Here is a 15,063-nt window from a genome sequence, read left to right as displayed (position 1 = left end):
CCAATCCTCGAAATCCACCCAACAAACGAAAAGGGCCGCCATTTCTGGCGACCCTCATGCGCTGCGGTGGATGGGGTAAATCAGTGCCCGGCACCGGGTGGGGGTGCGGCTTTGGGTTTTTTGATGAGCAGCGTCAGGAAGATCAGGCCGCTGAAGAGCACCGTCAGTGCCAGAAACACATCGGCGAAAGCCTGAAGCCAGGCCTGTTGCGAGACGACGCCGACGAGTTTCTTGATGGCGACGGATGAGCCGTCGAGGCCGTAGGAATCGTAGTTGGCGCCGACATTGTTCAACCATTCAAGGGCTGCCGGATTGCCGTAGTTCACGTGTTCGGCGATGCGGAAATAGTGATCGTCGGTGCGCTGGCTGAGCAGGGTGTTGATGATGGCAAGACCGACTGCGCCGCCAAGGTTACGGGTGAGGTTGAAGAGGCCGGAAGCGTTCTTCATGCGCGCAGGCGGCAGCGTTCCGAGCGCGATGTTGTTGATCGGCACCATGCACATCATCAGCCCGAAACCGCGCAGGATCTGCGGGATCAGCAGCTCGTAGAAATCCCAGTCGGCGGTGACATGGGTCATGATCCATGTGCCGGACCCAAAGCTGATGAAGCCGATCGCCATCATGACGCGCGGATCGAGCTTGGTGGAGAGCTTGCCTGCCACAGGTGCTGTAAAGAACATGGCCATGCCCGAGACGAACATCGTCTCGCCGATCATCAGCGCATCGTAGCCGCGCACGCGCCCCAGATAAAGCGGATACATATAGGTCAGCCCGTACAGGCCGATGCCCATGACGAAGGAAAACAGCGAGCCGATGGAGAAATTTCGGTCCGCAAAGGCTTTGAGGTCAACGACCGGGAAATCCACATTGAAAGCGCGCCAGAAGAACACGACGCCGCCAATGGTCATGGCGATGGCACCGATGACGATGTGAGTGTCGTTGAACCAGTCGTTGTTGTTGCCCTCTTCCAGCACATATTCCATGGAGCCCAGAAAGACGCCCATGGACAGCAGACCCCACCAATCGAACCTCTTCCACAGCGACAGTTCCGGCTTGTCGAAATCGATGAAATTCCACGTGACCAGAGTGACGATGATGCCGGGGATGATGTTGACGAGGAACAGCCAGTGCCAGGAAAAGGCATTGGACAGATAGCCACCGACCGTTGGGCCGATGGTGGGTGCCAGCGTTGCCACAAGCCCGATGATGGGTGACACCACCGAGCGTTTTGAGGCAGGGAAAATGGTGAAGGCGGCGGCAAAGACGGAGGGGATCATGCCGCCGCCTATGAAGCCCTGAATGCAGCGATAGACGATCATCTGGTCGATGTTCGTTGCGGTCGCGCACAGGGCGCTGGAAATGGTGAAGCCGGCGGCGCAGGTGGCAAACAGCACGCGCGTAGAGAGAATGCGCGCAAGCGTTCCCGACAGCGGAATCATGATGACTTCCGCGATCAGATAGGAGGTCTGCACCCAGGCGATTTCATCGGAACCGGCACCGAGACCAGCCTGAATTTCCGCCAGCGACGCCGACACGATCTGAATGTCGAGGATCGACATGAACATGCCGAACACCATCGCGAAGAAGGCGATGAGTCGTCTGCGATCCATCGGAGGATCGGCGGCGGGGGCCGTACCCACCGCCATGCTGGCTGTTGCCGCCATGATCTTGGTCCTTATCGAAGATTACTTCGACTGATTTTCTGCGGTGCGGGTGTTGTCGGGTGCCGTGCGGGTATCGACATCTACCACCACGCTCAAACCGGCGCGCAGCTTGTGCTTGGCCAGATCTTCCTTGGAAAAGACGATACGAACCGGCACGCGCTGGATGACCTTGGTGAAGTTGCCTGTGGCATTTTCCGGCGGCAGCATGGAGAACACCGAGCCGGAGGCGGGCGAAATCGACTGAACCGTGGCTTCGATATCGTGTTTGCCGAAGGCATCCACATGCACGCGAACCTTGGAGCCGGGCTCGATATCGGCGAGCTGCGTTTCCTTGAAATTGGCGTCGATATAGAGATTGTCCATCGGCACCAGAGACGCCAAGCGCTTGCCGACCGACAGAAGATCACCCGTCTGGACCGAAAGATTGCCGATAACGCCATCATAAGGGGCGCGCAGAACAGTGAAGGACAGATCACGGGCAGCCTTGTCGCGGGAAATCTCCAGCGACTTGACCGATCCCTCGGCTTCCTTGCGTTGCGCCTTCAGGAGATCGATATTGGCCTGGGCGGACACGACGCCTGCCTCACCGGCAACCAGATTGGCCTTGGCCTGTTCCATGGCGATCTGTGCGTTATCCGACGATGCAGCCGTGCCGACATCCTTGGCCTGAAGTTCGCTGGCGCGCTTCAGGTTGATATCGGCTCCCCGCAATGCGGCGTCCAGAGAACCCTTCTGGGCAATGGCCTGGGCAAGCGAGGCCTGCGCACCGGCAATCTGCGCATCGATGCGGTTGAGCGACAGCTGCTGGGTTTGAAGCTGGGCTTCAGCCTGCTCCAAAGCATTGCGGTAATCGCCATCGTCAAGTGTCACCAGCGTATCGCCAGCCTTCACCGTCTGGTTATCGACAACATCGACCTTGGCGACATAGCCCGAAACCTTTGGCGCGATGACGGCGATATCGCCCTGCACATAGGCATCGTCGGTGGAAATGAGGAAGCGACCGTCTGTCCAGTATTGATAGCCGTACCAGCCACCAGCGGCCAGAAGGGCGACCGCGACGATGGGCAGGACGAAGGACTTGCGCTTCTTCTTTTCAGGTTCCGCAGGTTCCGCAGCTTGCGCAGGCGCTGGCGCCTCCTGAGCGTCAGCAGGCTTTGCCTCTTCGACCCGAGCCTCGGGTTCATCTGACGGATTGACTGCGCGAACTGCACCATTCTTCTGGGCCGACATGGAAACACCATTCACTATAGACGAGATAAGAATTTCGAACTGAACCGTTCGGTTCGATTGACTTAATCTCTTTCCTGACACATATCAAGTCGTATCGAACCGATTGGTTCGATATATTGAACGGAATCTAAAACAAGTGGCGGATCGCAGCGTGACCAACGAGATACCCATGGAGGACCTCTCCACCGCATCGCCTGCAGGCCGGTTTGCAGCGGGCGAAGACCCGGCAAAGCGCGAGCAAATTCTCGACGGTGCATGGCGCGTGTTCAAGCAAAAGGGCTTCGATGCCGCCAGCATGAACGACATCACCCGCGAAGCTGCTGTTTCCAAAGGAACAATCTATGTTTACTTTGAGAACAAGGACGAGCTTTTCGCGGCCCTAATCGACCGGCACCGCGCGGAATTCGCCCATTCCATGCGCAATATTCTGGCGGGCACCGAAGAGGTGCGTGATGGTCTCTGGCAGTTCGGCGACGCGTTTATTCATAAAGTGACATGCACTGACATGATACCTGCCATGCGCTCAGTGCTTGGCGTGATCGATCGCATGCCCAAGCTCTCGCAGCGTTTTTTCGTGGCGGCCCCGAACAATGTGCGCGTGGTGCTGCGCGATTTCCTCCAGCATCATGTCGATCAGGGAACGCTGGTGGCTGATGATGTGGACCTTGCCGCACGCCAGTTCATAGAGCTTGCCACCGGCACATTCTTCAAGATGCGGCTGTTTGGCGAATTGCGTGGCGATACGCCACCCGATGACGCCAACCGTGTCCTTTCCAGCGCTATAGAGGTTTTTATGGCGGCCTACGGAACCAAGCAGGTCTAGGCCCATTCAGCATCCGCGTTTCTCGCAATGCGTGAAAATCGGGAAAAATATGGCACTGAACAGCTGTCATACGCTTGTTTCTCGCGCATTCGAATATAAAACTGCGTCATTCGAATTGTCGAAGCCGGATAGCTGAAAGGAAAACAGGCCCGATGGACTCCATTGTCCCGCTATTGTCAGACCCCGCCGCATGGGTGGCCCTTGTCACTCTGATCGTCATGGAGGTCGTGCTTGGCATCGACAACCTGATTTTCATTTCCATCCTGACCAACAAGCTGCCCGAACATCAGCGTGAAAAGGCCAGAAAGATCGGTATCGGCTTAGCGCTCATCATGCGTCTGGGCTTGCTCGGCACCGTCGCGTGGATAGTCCAGCTGACCGAACCCGTCTTTGAACTCTTCGGTCACGGCTTCTCTTGGAAAGACATGATCCTGATCGGTGGTGGTCTTTTCCTCGTGTGGAAAGCCACCAAGGAAATTCACCACAATGTTGACCCGGAAGACCACAAGGAAGATATGGTCGGCACAGCCGTTGCCAGCTTCTCATCTGCCATCGCGCAGATCCTGCTGCTCGACCTCGTCTTTTCGCTCGACAGCATCATCACCGCCGTCGGCATGACACCGCATGTGCCGATCATGGTTGTTGCCGTCGTCTTCGCCGTCACCGTCATGCTGCTGGCCGCCAACCCGCTGGCCAACTTCATCGAAAAGAACCCGACCGTCGTCATGCTGGCCTTGGCGTTCCTGCTGATGATCGGCACGACGCTGATTGCCGAGGGCATGGGCTTCCACGTTCCAAAGGGCTACGTCTACGCCGCCATGGCGTTTTCGGCGCTGGTGGAAGTGCTCAACATGGTGTCGCGCAATGCGCGCCGGAAGAAAAAGGGTACTCTGCATTAACTGCTCTGAGCCCATCTGAAAAAAACGAAAGGCCCGTGTCATGCGGGCCTTTTTGCGTCCGAGGCGACAGCCGGTTTTATGGAAGGGCACGTCGCGTGACGTAACAACGGACAGAGTTTTCGGCAGGCGCGCAGGAACTGCCGATGCGGGCTTGCGTTGTTGGTCACACATCATGCAAAACGTATTCTTCGTTTTCCAGATTCCGAAAGTAAATCAATCTCATGACCATCGAGCAGATCTTAGCCTTCAGCGTGATCGCCGGAATGATGGTCGCTTTCATCATCGACAAGTTTCGATATGACGTAGTGGCGTGCAGCGCGCTGCTGATTGCGGTGGCGCTGGGCGTCGTGCCGTTCGACAAGGCGTTTTCGGGTTTTTCCGACGATATCGTCATCATCGTCGCCAGCGCGCTGATCGTCAGCACCTCGGTTGCGCGGTCCGGCATCGTCGATACGACGATCAAGAAATACTTCCCGGAGATGCGCTCCAAACATTTGCAGTTGGCCTTCCTGATGATCGTGGTGGCCGTGATGTCGGCCTTCATAAAGAACATCGGCGCGCTGGCGATCATGATCCCGGTCGCCTTCCAGTTCGCCCGCAAGTCCGGCAGCCCGGTCTCCTACTACCTGATGCCGATGGCATTTGCGGCTTTGCTGGGCGGGTTGATGACGCAGATCGGCACGTCACCGAATATCGTGGTCTCCCGTCTGCGGGAAGAGATGACCGGGCAGAGCTTCTCGATGTTCGATTTTACGCCCGTGGGTGCAACACTCGCCGTGGTCGGCATCGCCTTTCTGACCTTCGGCTACAAGCTTCTTCCGGCCCGCGCCAAGGATGGCGCCTCGGTCGAGGATATCATGGAAGAGGCAAGCTACGCCGCCGAGGCCACGCTGCCTGCCGACAGCCTGATGATCGGCAAGCCGCTGAGCGACCTTTTGAAGCAGGCTGATGGAGACGTTATCGCCAACACCATCATTCGCGGCCACCGCCGTGTTTCGCCGTTCCCTGATGTAAAATTGAAGGCAGGCGACACCATTCTTCTGGAGGGGACGTCCGAGGGGCTGGACCGGATCGTTTCCAACGCCAAGCTGACACTATCGGGCAAGCCGATTACCGAAAACGGCCAGAAAACGGTCGATCTCATCGCCATGGAGGCGGTGATCAGCAACGAATCCCTGCTGAGCGGCCTTTCTGCCAAGGAATTGGCGCTGTCCTACACGCGTGGCGTCAACCTCATCGCGGTCAGCCGACGTGGCCACCGGGTCAATGAGCGGCTGAGCGACCTGACGTTGAAGGCGGGCGATGTGATCGTGTTGCAGGGATCGCGCAAGAACCTGCCGGTGGTGCTGCGGGAGTTTTCGCTGCTACCGCTGGCGCAGCGCGAAATCCTGCTGGGCGTGCAGCGACGCGCCTTCATTCCTGTCATCATTCTGGCGGCGGCCATGCTTGCTGCAGCGACGGGCGTTGCGCCGGTGGCGGTTGCCTTCTTCGCTGCCGCCTTCGCGATGATCCTTGTCGGCGCGATCCCGCTGACCGAAGTCTACAAATCCATCGACGGGCCGATTCTCGTCATGCTGGCGGCGCTCATTCCCGTCAGCGACTCGCTGCGATCGACGGGCGCCAGCGACCTGATTGCCGGGTGGCTGGGCCATGCCGCCCAAGGCTTGCCGCCGTTTGCCGCGCTCGGCATGATCCTGCTGACGGCCATGGCTGTGACGCCGTTCCTCAACAATGCCGCGACCGTGCTGGTGATGGGGCCGATTGCGGCGGGCTTTGCGACGACGCTGGGTTTTCGCCCCGAGGCCTTCTTGATGGCGGTTGCCATCGGCGCCGGTTGCGACTTTCTCACCCCCATCGGCCACCAGTGCAACACGCTGGTCATGGGCCCGGGCGGTTACAAGTTCAGCGACTATCCGCGCCTCGGGGCTCCGCTGTCCATCATGATCGTGCTGGTTTCCATTCCCATGCTGCTCTATGTCTGGCCCGTCTAAGGATCAGTCCAGGGCGGGTCAAAACAACCTAATTTTCTTGACGCATGCGGCTGAATGTGGCCTAAGCCATGACAACAGGAAACTGTGGGATGGCAGCGTCTTCAGCCGTATTTCCGCTTTTTCCATGCATTCAACAACACATCAGTGACACGTGGCTTGCCCCGTATCACCCTGCGTCAGCACGAGTGAATTTCAATGACCAGTTCCGGCGTCCGCGTCCGTATCGCACCTTCCCCCACCGGCGAGCCACATGTTGGCACAGCCTATATCGCGCTTTTCAACTACCTCTTTGCCAAGAAACATGGTGGTGAATTCATCCTGCGCATCGAAGATACCGATGCCACGCGCTCCACGCGCGAATATGAAGACAAGGTGCTGGAGGCGCTGAAATGGACCGGCCTGACATGGTCCGAAGGTCCTGATGTTGGCGGCCCCTACGGCCCCTACCGCCAGTCCGACCGCAAGGACATGTACCAGCCGTTTGCCGATGAGCTTTTGGAAAAGGGCCATGCCTTCCGCTGCTTCTGCACGCCGGAGCGCCTGACGGAGATGCGCGAGGCGCAGCGCGCCGCTGGCAAGCCGCCGAAGTACGATGGTCTGTGCCTGCATCTGAAGGCGGAAGAAGTCACTGCCAAAATGGAAGCGGGCGAAGCCTCCGTCGTGCGCATGAAAATTCCGACAGAAGGGTCCTGCGACTTTACCGACGGCGTTTACGGCGATGTTTCGATCCCTTGGGACAGCGTCGACATGCAGGTTCTGATGAAGGCCGATGGCATGCCGACCTATCACATGGCCAATGTCATCGACGACCATCTGATGAAGATCACCCATGTCGCGCGTGGCGAGGAATGGCTGGCGTCGGTGCCAAAGCACATTCTGCTCTATCGCTACTTCGGTTGGGACCAGCCGACATTCATGCATCTGTCCTTGATGCGCAATGCCGACAAATCCAAACTGTCGAAACGCAAGAACCCGACGTCCATCTCCTACTACTCGGCACTCGGCTATCTGCCGGAAGCCTTGATGAACTTCCTCGGCCTGTTTTTCATCCAGATTGGCGAAGGCGAAGAGCTTTTGACCATGGACGAGCTGGCTGAAAAGTTCGATCCCGAAGCGCTGTCCAAGGCTGGCGCCATCTTCGATATTCAGAAGCTGGACTGGCTGAACGGCCGCTGGCTGCGTGAGAAGCTGACCCAGGACGAGTTCATCGCCCGCACGCTCGAATGGGCGATGGAGAATGCACGTCTGACGGAAGGCCTGAAGCTTTCGCAGAGCCGCATTTCCAAGCTGGGCGATCTGCCTGATCTTGCAGGTTTCCTGCTGTCGAGCGATGTGGGCCTGACGCCAGCGTCCTTCGCTGGCCTGAAGAGCAAGCCGGAGGAGATCCACGAAATCCTGACCACGGTTGCTGCCGATCTGGAGAAAATGCCGGACTGGACGCTGGAATCCATCGAACAGGAACTGCGCGATGTGGCGGAACGTACCGGCAAGAAGCTGCGCGTGGTGACGCCGCCGCTGTTTGTGGCTATGTCCGGCTCGTCGCGCTCGCTGCCACTGTTTGATAGCATGGCCGTGCTGGGTCGCTCGGTCGTTCGCCAGCGGTTGAAGGTGGCGATTGCGGTTGCGGCGACGATGGTTGGCGCTGGAAGTTAAGAATAAAAGGCCTTCACCCATGAAGGTCGGTACTTGAGATACCCCCCTCTGCCCTGCCGGGCATCTCCCCCTCAAGGGGGGAGATCAGCAAGAGGCTCTGCCTTGCGCCCCAACGAGCGTCGCGTGCCCAGCATGGGACGGTAAAGGGAAGGCGATGAGCAGGCTCCATCCGATCTCCCCCCTTGAGGGGGAGATGTCCGGCAGGACAGAGGGGGGTAACCCCAACGAACACAGCCCGAAAAAGGCATAGCAAATGACCGACAAGACAACCGAAACCACCGCCCTTTCCTCCGACGTGACAGAAGTGCGCCGCCAGAAGCTGGCGATGCTGCGCGAGAAGGTTGGCGACGTCTATCCCGCCCATTTTCACCGCACGCTGACCAATGCCGAGCTGGCCGAGAAATACGCAGACATCGAGCCCGACGTTGAGACCGGCGACACCGTCACCGTTGCAGGCCGCGTCTATTCCAACCGCAATTCCGGTATGTTCATGGATATCCATGACGCCTCGGGCAAGGTGCAAATCTTCTCGCACAAGGACACGACGCCGCAAGAAGCGCGTGATCTTCTGCCGATGATCGATATTGGCGACATCATCGGCGTGACCGGCAAGGTGCGTCGCACCAAGCGTGGCGAGCTGACGATCAATGCCGAAGAGATCACCATGCTGACCAAGTCTCTGCTGCCGATGCCGGAGAAGTGGAGCGGGATTTCCGACATCGAAATCCGGTATCGCAAGCGCCATCTGGATATTCTCTCGAACGAGGAATCCAAGCTCCGCTTCCAGCAGCGTTCCAAGATCATTTCCGGCATTCGCCGCTTCATGGAAGAGGAAGCTTTCCTCGAAGTGGAAACACCGATGTTGCAGACCGTCTATGGCGGCGCCACGGCTGATCCGTTCAAGACCTTCCACAACACGCTGAAGCAGGACATGTATCTGCGCATTGCGCCGGAACTGTTCCTGAAGCGTACGCTGGTGTCTGGCCTGTCCGACAAGGTGTTCGAAATCAACCGCAACTTCCGCAATGAAGGTGTTTCCACCCGGCACAATCCGGAATTCACCATGCTGGAATGCTATTGGGCCTATGCCGACTACGAAGACATCATGGGTCTGGTCGAGCGCATGTTCGAAACGCTGGCCATTGCCATTCACGGCACGACGGAACTGGACTTCCAGGGCAAGACGATTTCCTTCAAGGGCCCGTTCAAGCGCGTGCCGATGCCCGATGCGGTAAAGGAAGCCACGGGCATCGACTTCCTGGCCATCAAAACCGATGAAGAAGCACGCGCTGCCGCCGAGGCAGCCGGTTTCGAAGTCGAGAAGGACTGGACCTGGGGCGAATGCCTGGCCTTTATCTTTGAAGAAAAGGTCGAAGGAACGCTGATCCAGCCAAGCCACGTCACGCATTTCCCCAAGGACATCTCGCCCTTTGCCAAGGAAGTGCCGGGCGAGCCGCGTCTGGTCGAGCGTTTCGAGAGCTATTGCAACGCATGGGAAGTGGGCAATGCATTCTCCGAACTCAACGACCCGGAAGAACAGCGCCGCCGCATGGTGGAACAGCTGGAGCAGGCGCATGCGCGTGGCGAAAAGGACAAGCAGCTGGACGACGAGTTCCTCGACGCCATCGACCAGGGCATGCCACCCGCCGGTGGCCTCGGCATCGGTGTCGACCGTCTGGTCATGCTGCTGACCAACGCCCCGTCGATCCGCGACGTTATTCTGTTCCCGGCGCGTCGCCAGAAGGCGGATTGATAGCGGGCAGTTATCGCCGAAATTCAGAAGCCGGAGGCAGCAATGCCTTCGGTTTTTTGTTGGCCGGTGCGGATGGTGGGTTCCCGTGTGAAGCCAGAGAATGGCTACGTCGAATGTTGTGGGTTATGGGATTCTCGCGACACGGGCGAGGATGATGGAAGGCGAGATTTACGCCCTCCAAATGATCATCATCAATGCTCCGGTTTGACCGGCTCTTCCGCAGGTGCAGCCTCGCCATGTGCGGCGGGCTCTTCGGGAACGGGCGTTGCGCCATGGGCAGGCTCGGCAGCGACCGCTTCCGTTGGACCCTTACCGAAAATCAGGGATTTCAGATAGGCCAGACTGAACATGCTGACACTCTCATGCTCCGGCGTGGATGTGAGGAGTCCGGGATCGTCAGCAGCAGCGGCAGCCGGTGCGCCGTCATGGGCGGCTTCCGGTGCTGGCGCATCATGGCCCTCGGCAGGTGCGGCTTCGCCGTGGCCGCCGGGATCACCGTGACCTTCAGCCGGTGCGTCGTGACCGGTTGAGGCTTCGCCGTGCCCTTCGCCCGCCGCCGCCTGGGCCGTCGGGTCGGTGCAATCGGTGAATTCTTTCAGACCAGCGGCCAGATGCTCGGTGTCTTCCAGGGGTAGATCAATCCGCAGGCCATAAAACACGCCGTCGCCGCTCGGGCTGCCATCATAATAGAAAGCGGAATAGGGTTTGGCGTCTGCATCGGCCGGTATTTTTGTGAGATCTGGAATGTAGACCACCTGGGCTGCGATGGCGCGCCCGCGCATGTCCGAGCGCATGGTTGGGCCGTTCTGGTCCAGAATGGAGACCTGGACGAGGTCCGGCTTCTGCTTGTCATAGACGGATTTGGCCACGCGCAATGCCGTCTTCACCCGCTCCGTGCCATCGCCACCTTCTGTGCGGATAAACTTGCGAACCCACAGGCTGCCAGCCTTCTTGATGTTGACGGTCTGCACCATCTCGCAATCGAGACCGTTGACCGAGGCATTGGAGGGACCAAACAGGGCATCTTTGCCGACAAAAACGGCGGCAAGGCCGGACGCACCCCCGAGAAGGAGGACGATGCCGCTCAACAATACGAACTTGCGAGAAAACCGTATTCTCTTGAACACTGCCTTCACGTCGAGCGTCCCGACATGCATTACCCCGTCAAAGCTGATCGTCCGCAGAATGCACAAGCAGTGTCACTGCCAAAACGATAGAGGCACGGCGGCGTCCGCCAATGACCGTGCATGGATCAATTCTGACGTGTTCTCGTTGAAGAAGGCTTAACTCGGCGGCGAATCCAGGCAGCAAGCTGACCCATTTTTGGACTCCGCGAAAAAATGCGACCTAACCCATCGGCATCGAATTATTGCGAATGATTTGCAATAGCGTTGACAAACCTCGTCTGAAGGCTAAGATTGAGATTGCGAATTAATCGCATTAGGAGTTCTATAGGCTCATGACATCGTCCGCGCTTCGTCTCTTTCTCTGTCTAGCAACGCTTTTCCTGCCCTTTGCGGCGGGTGCCGCCGACAAGCCGAAGGTCGTCACCACCTTCACCATTATTGCCGACATGGCGCGCAATGTGGCGGGTGACGCGGCAGAGGTGGAGAGCATCACCAAGCCGGGTGCGGAGATTCACAACTATCAGCCGACGCCGCGCGACATTCTCAAAGCCCGCAATGCCAATCTCGTTCTTTGGAACGGGCTCAATCTGGAACTGTGGTTCCAGAAGTTTCTGGCCAACCTTGCCGATGTGCCAAATGTGACGGTGAGCGACGGCATCACGCCGATGTCGATCAGCGGCGGCGCCTATCAGGGCAAGCCCAACCCGCATGCCTGGATGTCGCCGGACAATGCGCTCATCTATGTCGAGAACATCCGCAAGGCTTTGACGCAGATCGACCCTGCCCATGCGGACGTTTATGCCGCCAATGCCAAAGCCTATTCCGACAAGATCAGCCGCGAGATACAGCCGATGCGCGATGCCATCGCAGCGCTGCCCGAGAACAAGCGCTGGCTGGTGACGAGCGAAGGCGCATTCTCCTATCTCGCCCGTGATTTCGGGCTGAAGGAACTGTTTCTCTGGCCGGTCAATGCCGACAGCCAGGGCACACCGCAGCAGGTGCGCGGCGTCATCGATGCCATGCGCGAACATAATATTCAGGTCATTTTCAGCGAAAGCACAGTGTCTCCCGACCCGGCCAAGCAGGTGGCCAAGGAAACCGGCGCTGCCTATGGCGGCGTTCTCTATGTGGATTCGCTGAGCGAAGCCGATGGCCCGGTGCCGACCTATCTCGACCTGCTGCGGGTAACGACGGAAACTGTTGTGAAAGGTCTCTCCAAATGATGATGGGAAAGCGCAAGGGCGCAGAAACCGGACTTTCTGTCGATGATGTGACCGTGACCTACCGCAATGGCCACACGGCACTGCGCAGCGCCAGCTTTTCCATCCCCCGCGGCACCATCACCGCCCTTGTCGGCGTCAACGGGGCGGGAAAATCCACCATTTTCAAGGCCATCATGGGGTTCGTTCCGCTGGCCGCAGGCTCCGTTTCCATCTTCGATGTGCCAGCCCGCGATGCGCTGAAAAAGAACCTCGTTGCCTACGTGCCGCAGGCGGAAGAGGTGGACTGGAGCTTTCCGGTTCTGGTGGAAGACGTGGTGATGATGGGCCGTTACGGCCACATGAATTTTCTGCGCATTCCCTCCAAGCGCGACCACCAGATGGTCGATGAGGCGCTCGCCCGCGTCAACATGGTGGATTACCGCAAACGCCAGATCGGCGAACTCTCCGGCGGGCAGAAGAAGCGGGTGTTTCTGGCCCGTGCGCTGGCGCAGGAAGGTCAGGTCATTCTGCTGGACGAGCCCTTTACCGGCGTCGATGTCAACACCGAAGAACAGATCATAACGCTGTTGAAGGCACTGCGCGACGAAGGCCGCATCATGCTGGTCTCCACCCACAATCTTGGCAGCGTGCCTGATTTTTGCGACCGGGCGGTTTTCGTCAAGGGCACTGTGATTGCCTCCGGCAAGACCGAAGACACGTTTACCGAAGAAAACCTGCAAAAGGCCTTTGGCGGCAGCCTGCGCCACTTCATTCTCGGCGGTGCCGATCTGCATGACGATGCCGACACGCGCCGCCTCAAGGTCATCACGGATGATGAGCGTCCCTTCGTGATCTATAGCAAGGATGGAACGGCCACCGCGACACCGAAAGCGAAGAGCCATGATTGAAACTCTTCTCGAGCCATTCACCTATTCCTACATGCTGAACGCCATCTGGGTCAGTGCTCTCGTGGGCGGCGTCTGCGGTTTTCTGTCGTCCTATCTGATGCTGAAGGGCTGGTCGCTGATTGGCGACGCGCTGTCCCACGCCATCGTGCCGGGTGTGGCGGGTGCCTATATGCTGGGCATGCCTTTCTCTCTCGGTGCCTTCATCTCCGGCGGGCTAGCGGCGGGGTCGATGCTGTTTCTCAACCAGAAGACCCGGCTGAAGGAAGATGCCATCATCGGCCTGATCTTCACCTCCTTTTTCGGCCTTGGCCTCTTCATGGTGTCGCTGTCGCCGACGTCCATCAACATCCAGACCATCGTGCTCGGCAATATCCTGGCGATCACCCCGGAAGACACGCTTCAACTGGCGCTGATCGGCGGTATCAGCCTTTTGGTGCTGGCGGTGAAGTGGCGCGATTTCATGGTGGTGTTTTTCGATGAGAACCACGCCCGCACCGTGGGCCTCAACCCCGACCTGCTGAAAATCATCTTCTTCACCCTGCTGGCCGCCTCCACCGTTGCCGCCTTGCAGACCGTTGGCGCATTTCTGGTGGTTGCCATGGTGGTGACGCCGGGTGCCACGGCCTATCTTCTGACCGACCGTTTCGAGCGGCTGATCGGCATGAGCTTCGGCATCGGCGCTGGCACCAGTTTCGTCGGCGCCTATCTCAGCTATTTCCTCGATGGTGCCACCGGCGGCATCATCGTGGTGTTGCAGACGCTGATCTTCCTGACGGCCTTCGTCTTTGCGCCCAAACACGGCTATCTCGCCTCCCGCGCCAAGGCCAAGGCAGCATTGGAAACCACGCCATGAGCGAAAACCTGCAACTGGCAATCCTGCCGTTCCAACTGCCCTTCATGCAATATGCCTTCGTCATCACGCTGATGATTGCCGTGCCGATGGCGATGCTGTCCTGCATTCTGGTGCTGAAGGGCTGGTCGCTAATGGGAGATGCCGTCTCCCATGCCGTGCTGCCGGGCGTCGTCATCGCCTATATCATCGGCATTCCCTTCTCGATTGGCGCTTTCGTTGCGGGTATGATCTGCGCGCTGGGCACCGGGTTCCTCAAGGAAAACAGCCGCATCAAGGAAGACACGGTGCTGGGCATCGTCTTTTCCGGCATGTTCGGGCTGGGGCTCGTTCTCTACGTGAAAGTGCAGAGCGATGTGCATCTGGACCATATCCTCTTCGGCGACATGCTGGGCGTTGCGGTGAGCGACATCATCGAGACAGGTCTGATTGCGCTGGCTGCCACGCTGTTTCTGGTGCTGCTGCGCAAGGACCTGCTGGTCCACGCCTTCGATGCGCAGCATGCCAAGGCCATCGGCCTGCCGGTGCGCCTGCTGCACTATGGATTGCTGGCGGTGCTGTCTCTGACGGTCGTTGGCGCATTGCAGGCCATCGGCATTATTCTCTCCGTTGCCATGCTGGTGGCACCCGGCGCCATCGCCTTTCTACTGACGCGGCGCTTCTCCAGCATGCTGATCGTCGCCGTCAGCGTTGCCGTCAGCTCTTCGCTGGCCGGAATATGGGCCAGTTTCCTCATCGACAGCGCCCCCGCCCCGACCATCGTGCTCATCATGAGCGGTCTCTTTATCCTCGCCTTCATCCGCACCACCGTGAAAGCGCGTGCCACCAACCGGGTTGAAAAGGCAGCGTGACAGACAATTGTCCGCAATTGAAAAGATTATTTCAGAATCTGCGGAACTACCTGCCGTAGATTCGCGTCATATCTACAGGTTGAAGCGTGGGCGCTCGACCGCATCAATTGAC

The 15,063-nt window shown here is 58.6% G+C and carries 12 protein-coding genes; 9 read left to right on the top strand and 3 right to left on the bottom strand.

The features are described from left to right. Positions 1–80: 80 nt before the first annotated feature. Positions 81–1,664: a DHA2 family efflux MFS transporter permease subunit gene (locus RRU01S_RS00655; protein ID WP_045228317.1), complete on the bottom strand. Its 1,584-nt coding sequence runs from the start codon at positions 1,662–1,664 to the stop codon at positions 81–83. A 21-nt stretch (positions 1,665–1,685) separates the two neighbouring features. Continuing rightward, on the bottom strand, positions 1,686–2,894 hold the full coding sequence (locus tag RRU01S_RS00650) for an HlyD family secretion protein (RefSeq protein ID WP_045228316.1): 1,209 nt from the start codon (positions 2,892–2,894) through the stop codon (positions 1,686–1,688). Between the two features lie 169 nt (positions 2,895–3,063). Here RRU01S_RS00650 and RRU01S_RS00645 point away from each other — a divergent pair, with 169 nt between their 5' ends. The 5 genes from RRU01S_RS00645 (at position 3,064) to lysS (ending at position 10,013) form a co-directional block, all read left to right on the top strand. Next, the gene (locus RRU01S_RS00645; protein WP_045228428.1) at positions 3,064–3,717 is read left to right on the top strand and encodes a TetR/AcrR family transcriptional regulator; all 654 of its coding nucleotides are present in this window, start codon (positions 3,064–3,066) and stop codon (positions 3,715–3,717) included. Between the two features lie 152 nt (positions 3,718–3,869). Beyond that, the gene (locus RRU01S_RS00640; protein ID WP_045228315.1) at positions 3,870–4,616 is read left to right on the top strand and encodes a TerC family protein; all 747 of its coding nucleotides are present in this window, start codon (positions 3,870–3,872) and stop codon (positions 4,614–4,616) included. Positions 4,617–4,837: 221 nt separating this feature from the next. After that, complete coding sequence (locus tag RRU01S_RS00635) at positions 4,838–6,607, top strand: SLC13 family permease (protein ID WP_045228314.1); 1,770 nt, start codon at positions 4,838–4,840, stop codon at positions 6,605–6,607. 195 nt (positions 6,608–6,802) lie between these two features. Beyond that, positions 6,803–8,260, top strand: coding sequence for a glutamate--tRNA ligase (gltX, locus tag RRU01S_RS00630; RefSeq protein ID WP_045228313.1), 1,458 nt, complete (start codon positions 6,803–6,805; stop codon positions 8,258–8,260). A gap of 253 nt (positions 8,261–8,513) precedes the next feature. Beyond that, entirely contained in the window at positions 8,514–10,013 is a 1,500-nt protein-coding gene (gene lysS / locus RRU01S_RS00625; protein ID WP_045228312.1) for a lysine--tRNA ligase, read from the top strand. A 191-nt stretch (positions 10,014–10,204) separates the two neighbouring features. On the opposite strand, the gene RRU01S_RS00620 is transcribed toward lysS, so the two are convergent. Beyond that, complete coding sequence (locus tag RRU01S_RS00620; protein ID WP_045228427.1) at positions 10,205–11,128, bottom strand: hypothetical protein; 924 nt, start codon at positions 11,126–11,128, stop codon at positions 10,205–10,207. A 344-nt stretch (positions 11,129–11,472) separates the two neighbouring features. On the opposite strand from RRU01S_RS00620, the gene RRU01S_RS00615 reads away from it, so the two are divergent. The 4 genes from RRU01S_RS00615 to RRU01S_RS00600 are packed head-to-tail and all read left to right on the top strand — an operon-like array spanning position 11,473 to position 14,951. Beyond that, the gene (locus RRU01S_RS00615; protein WP_045228311.1) at positions 11,473–12,363 is read left to right on the top strand and encodes a metal ABC transporter substrate-binding protein; all 891 of its coding nucleotides are present in this window, start codon (positions 11,473–11,475) and stop codon (positions 12,361–12,363) included. Then, positions 12,363–13,250, top strand: a complete 888-nt coding sequence (locus RRU01S_RS00610; protein ID WP_412674266.1) for a manganese/iron ABC transporter ATP-binding protein — start codon at positions 12,363–12,365, stop codon at positions 13,248–13,250. Before RRU01S_RS00615 ends, RRU01S_RS00610 begins: the two co-directional genes overlap by 1 nt. After that, complete coding sequence (locus tag RRU01S_RS00605; RefSeq protein WP_045228309.1) at positions 13,243–14,103, top strand: metal ABC transporter permease; 861 nt, start codon at positions 13,243–13,245, stop codon at positions 14,101–14,103. The genes RRU01S_RS00610 and RRU01S_RS00605 overlap by 8 nt, the downstream gene beginning before the upstream one ends. After that, entirely contained in the window at positions 14,100–14,951 is an 852-nt protein-coding gene (locus RRU01S_RS00600; RefSeq protein WP_045228308.1) for a metal ABC transporter permease, read from the top strand. Before RRU01S_RS00605 ends, RRU01S_RS00600 begins: the two co-directional genes overlap by 4 nt. The last annotated feature ends 112 nt before the right edge of the window (positions 14,952–15,063 follow it).

The organism is Agrobacterium rubi TR3 = NBRC 13261 (assembly GCF_000739935.1).
Taxonomy (GTDB): Bacteria; Pseudomonadota; Alphaproteobacteria; order Rhizobiales; family Rhizobiaceae; genus Agrobacterium; species Agrobacterium rubi.
This window is presented reverse-complemented; position numbering and strand designations above follow the sequence as displayed.

Bases quoted from the DNA above. Each gene is read 5' to 3' on its own strand.
- RRU01S_RS00655 (WP_045228317.1), bottom strand. From the start codon at position 1,664: ATGGCGGCAACAGCCAGCATGGCGGTGGGTACGGCCCCCGCCGCCGAT.
- RRU01S_RS00650 (WP_045228316.1), bottom strand. From the start codon at position 2,894: ATGTCGGCCCAGAAGAATGGTGCAGTTCGCGCAGTCAATCCGTCAGAT.
- RRU01S_RS00645 (WP_045228428.1), top strand. From the start codon at position 3,064: ATGGAGGACCTCTCCACCGCATCGCCTGCAGGCCGGTTTGCAGCGGGC.
- RRU01S_RS00640 (WP_045228315.1), top strand. From the start codon at position 3,870: ATGGACTCCATTGTCCCGCTATTGTCAGACCCCGCCGCATGGGTGGCC.
- RRU01S_RS00635 (WP_045228314.1), top strand. From the start codon at position 4,838: ATGACCATCGAGCAGATCTTAGCCTTCAGCGTGATCGCCGGAATGATG.
- gltX (WP_045228313.1), top strand. From the start codon at position 6,803: ATGACCAGTTCCGGCGTCCGCGTCCGTATCGCACCTTCCCCCACCGGC.
- lysS (WP_045228312.1), top strand. From the start codon at position 8,514: ATGACCGACAAGACAACCGAAACCACCGCCCTTTCCTCCGACGTGACA.
- RRU01S_RS00615 (WP_045228311.1), top strand. From the start codon at position 11,473: ATGACATCGTCCGCGCTTCGTCTCTTTCTCTGTCTAGCAACGCTTTTC.
- RRU01S_RS00610 (WP_412674266.1), top strand. From the start codon at position 12,363: ATGATGGGAAAGCGCAAGGGCGCAGAAACCGGACTTTCTGTCGATGAT.
- RRU01S_RS00605 (WP_045228309.1), top strand. From the start codon at position 13,243: ATGATTGAAACTCTTCTCGAGCCATTCACCTATTCCTACATGCTGAAC.
- RRU01S_RS00600 (WP_045228308.1), top strand. From the start codon at position 14,100: ATGAGCGAAAACCTGCAACTGGCAATCCTGCCGTTCCAACTGCCCTTC.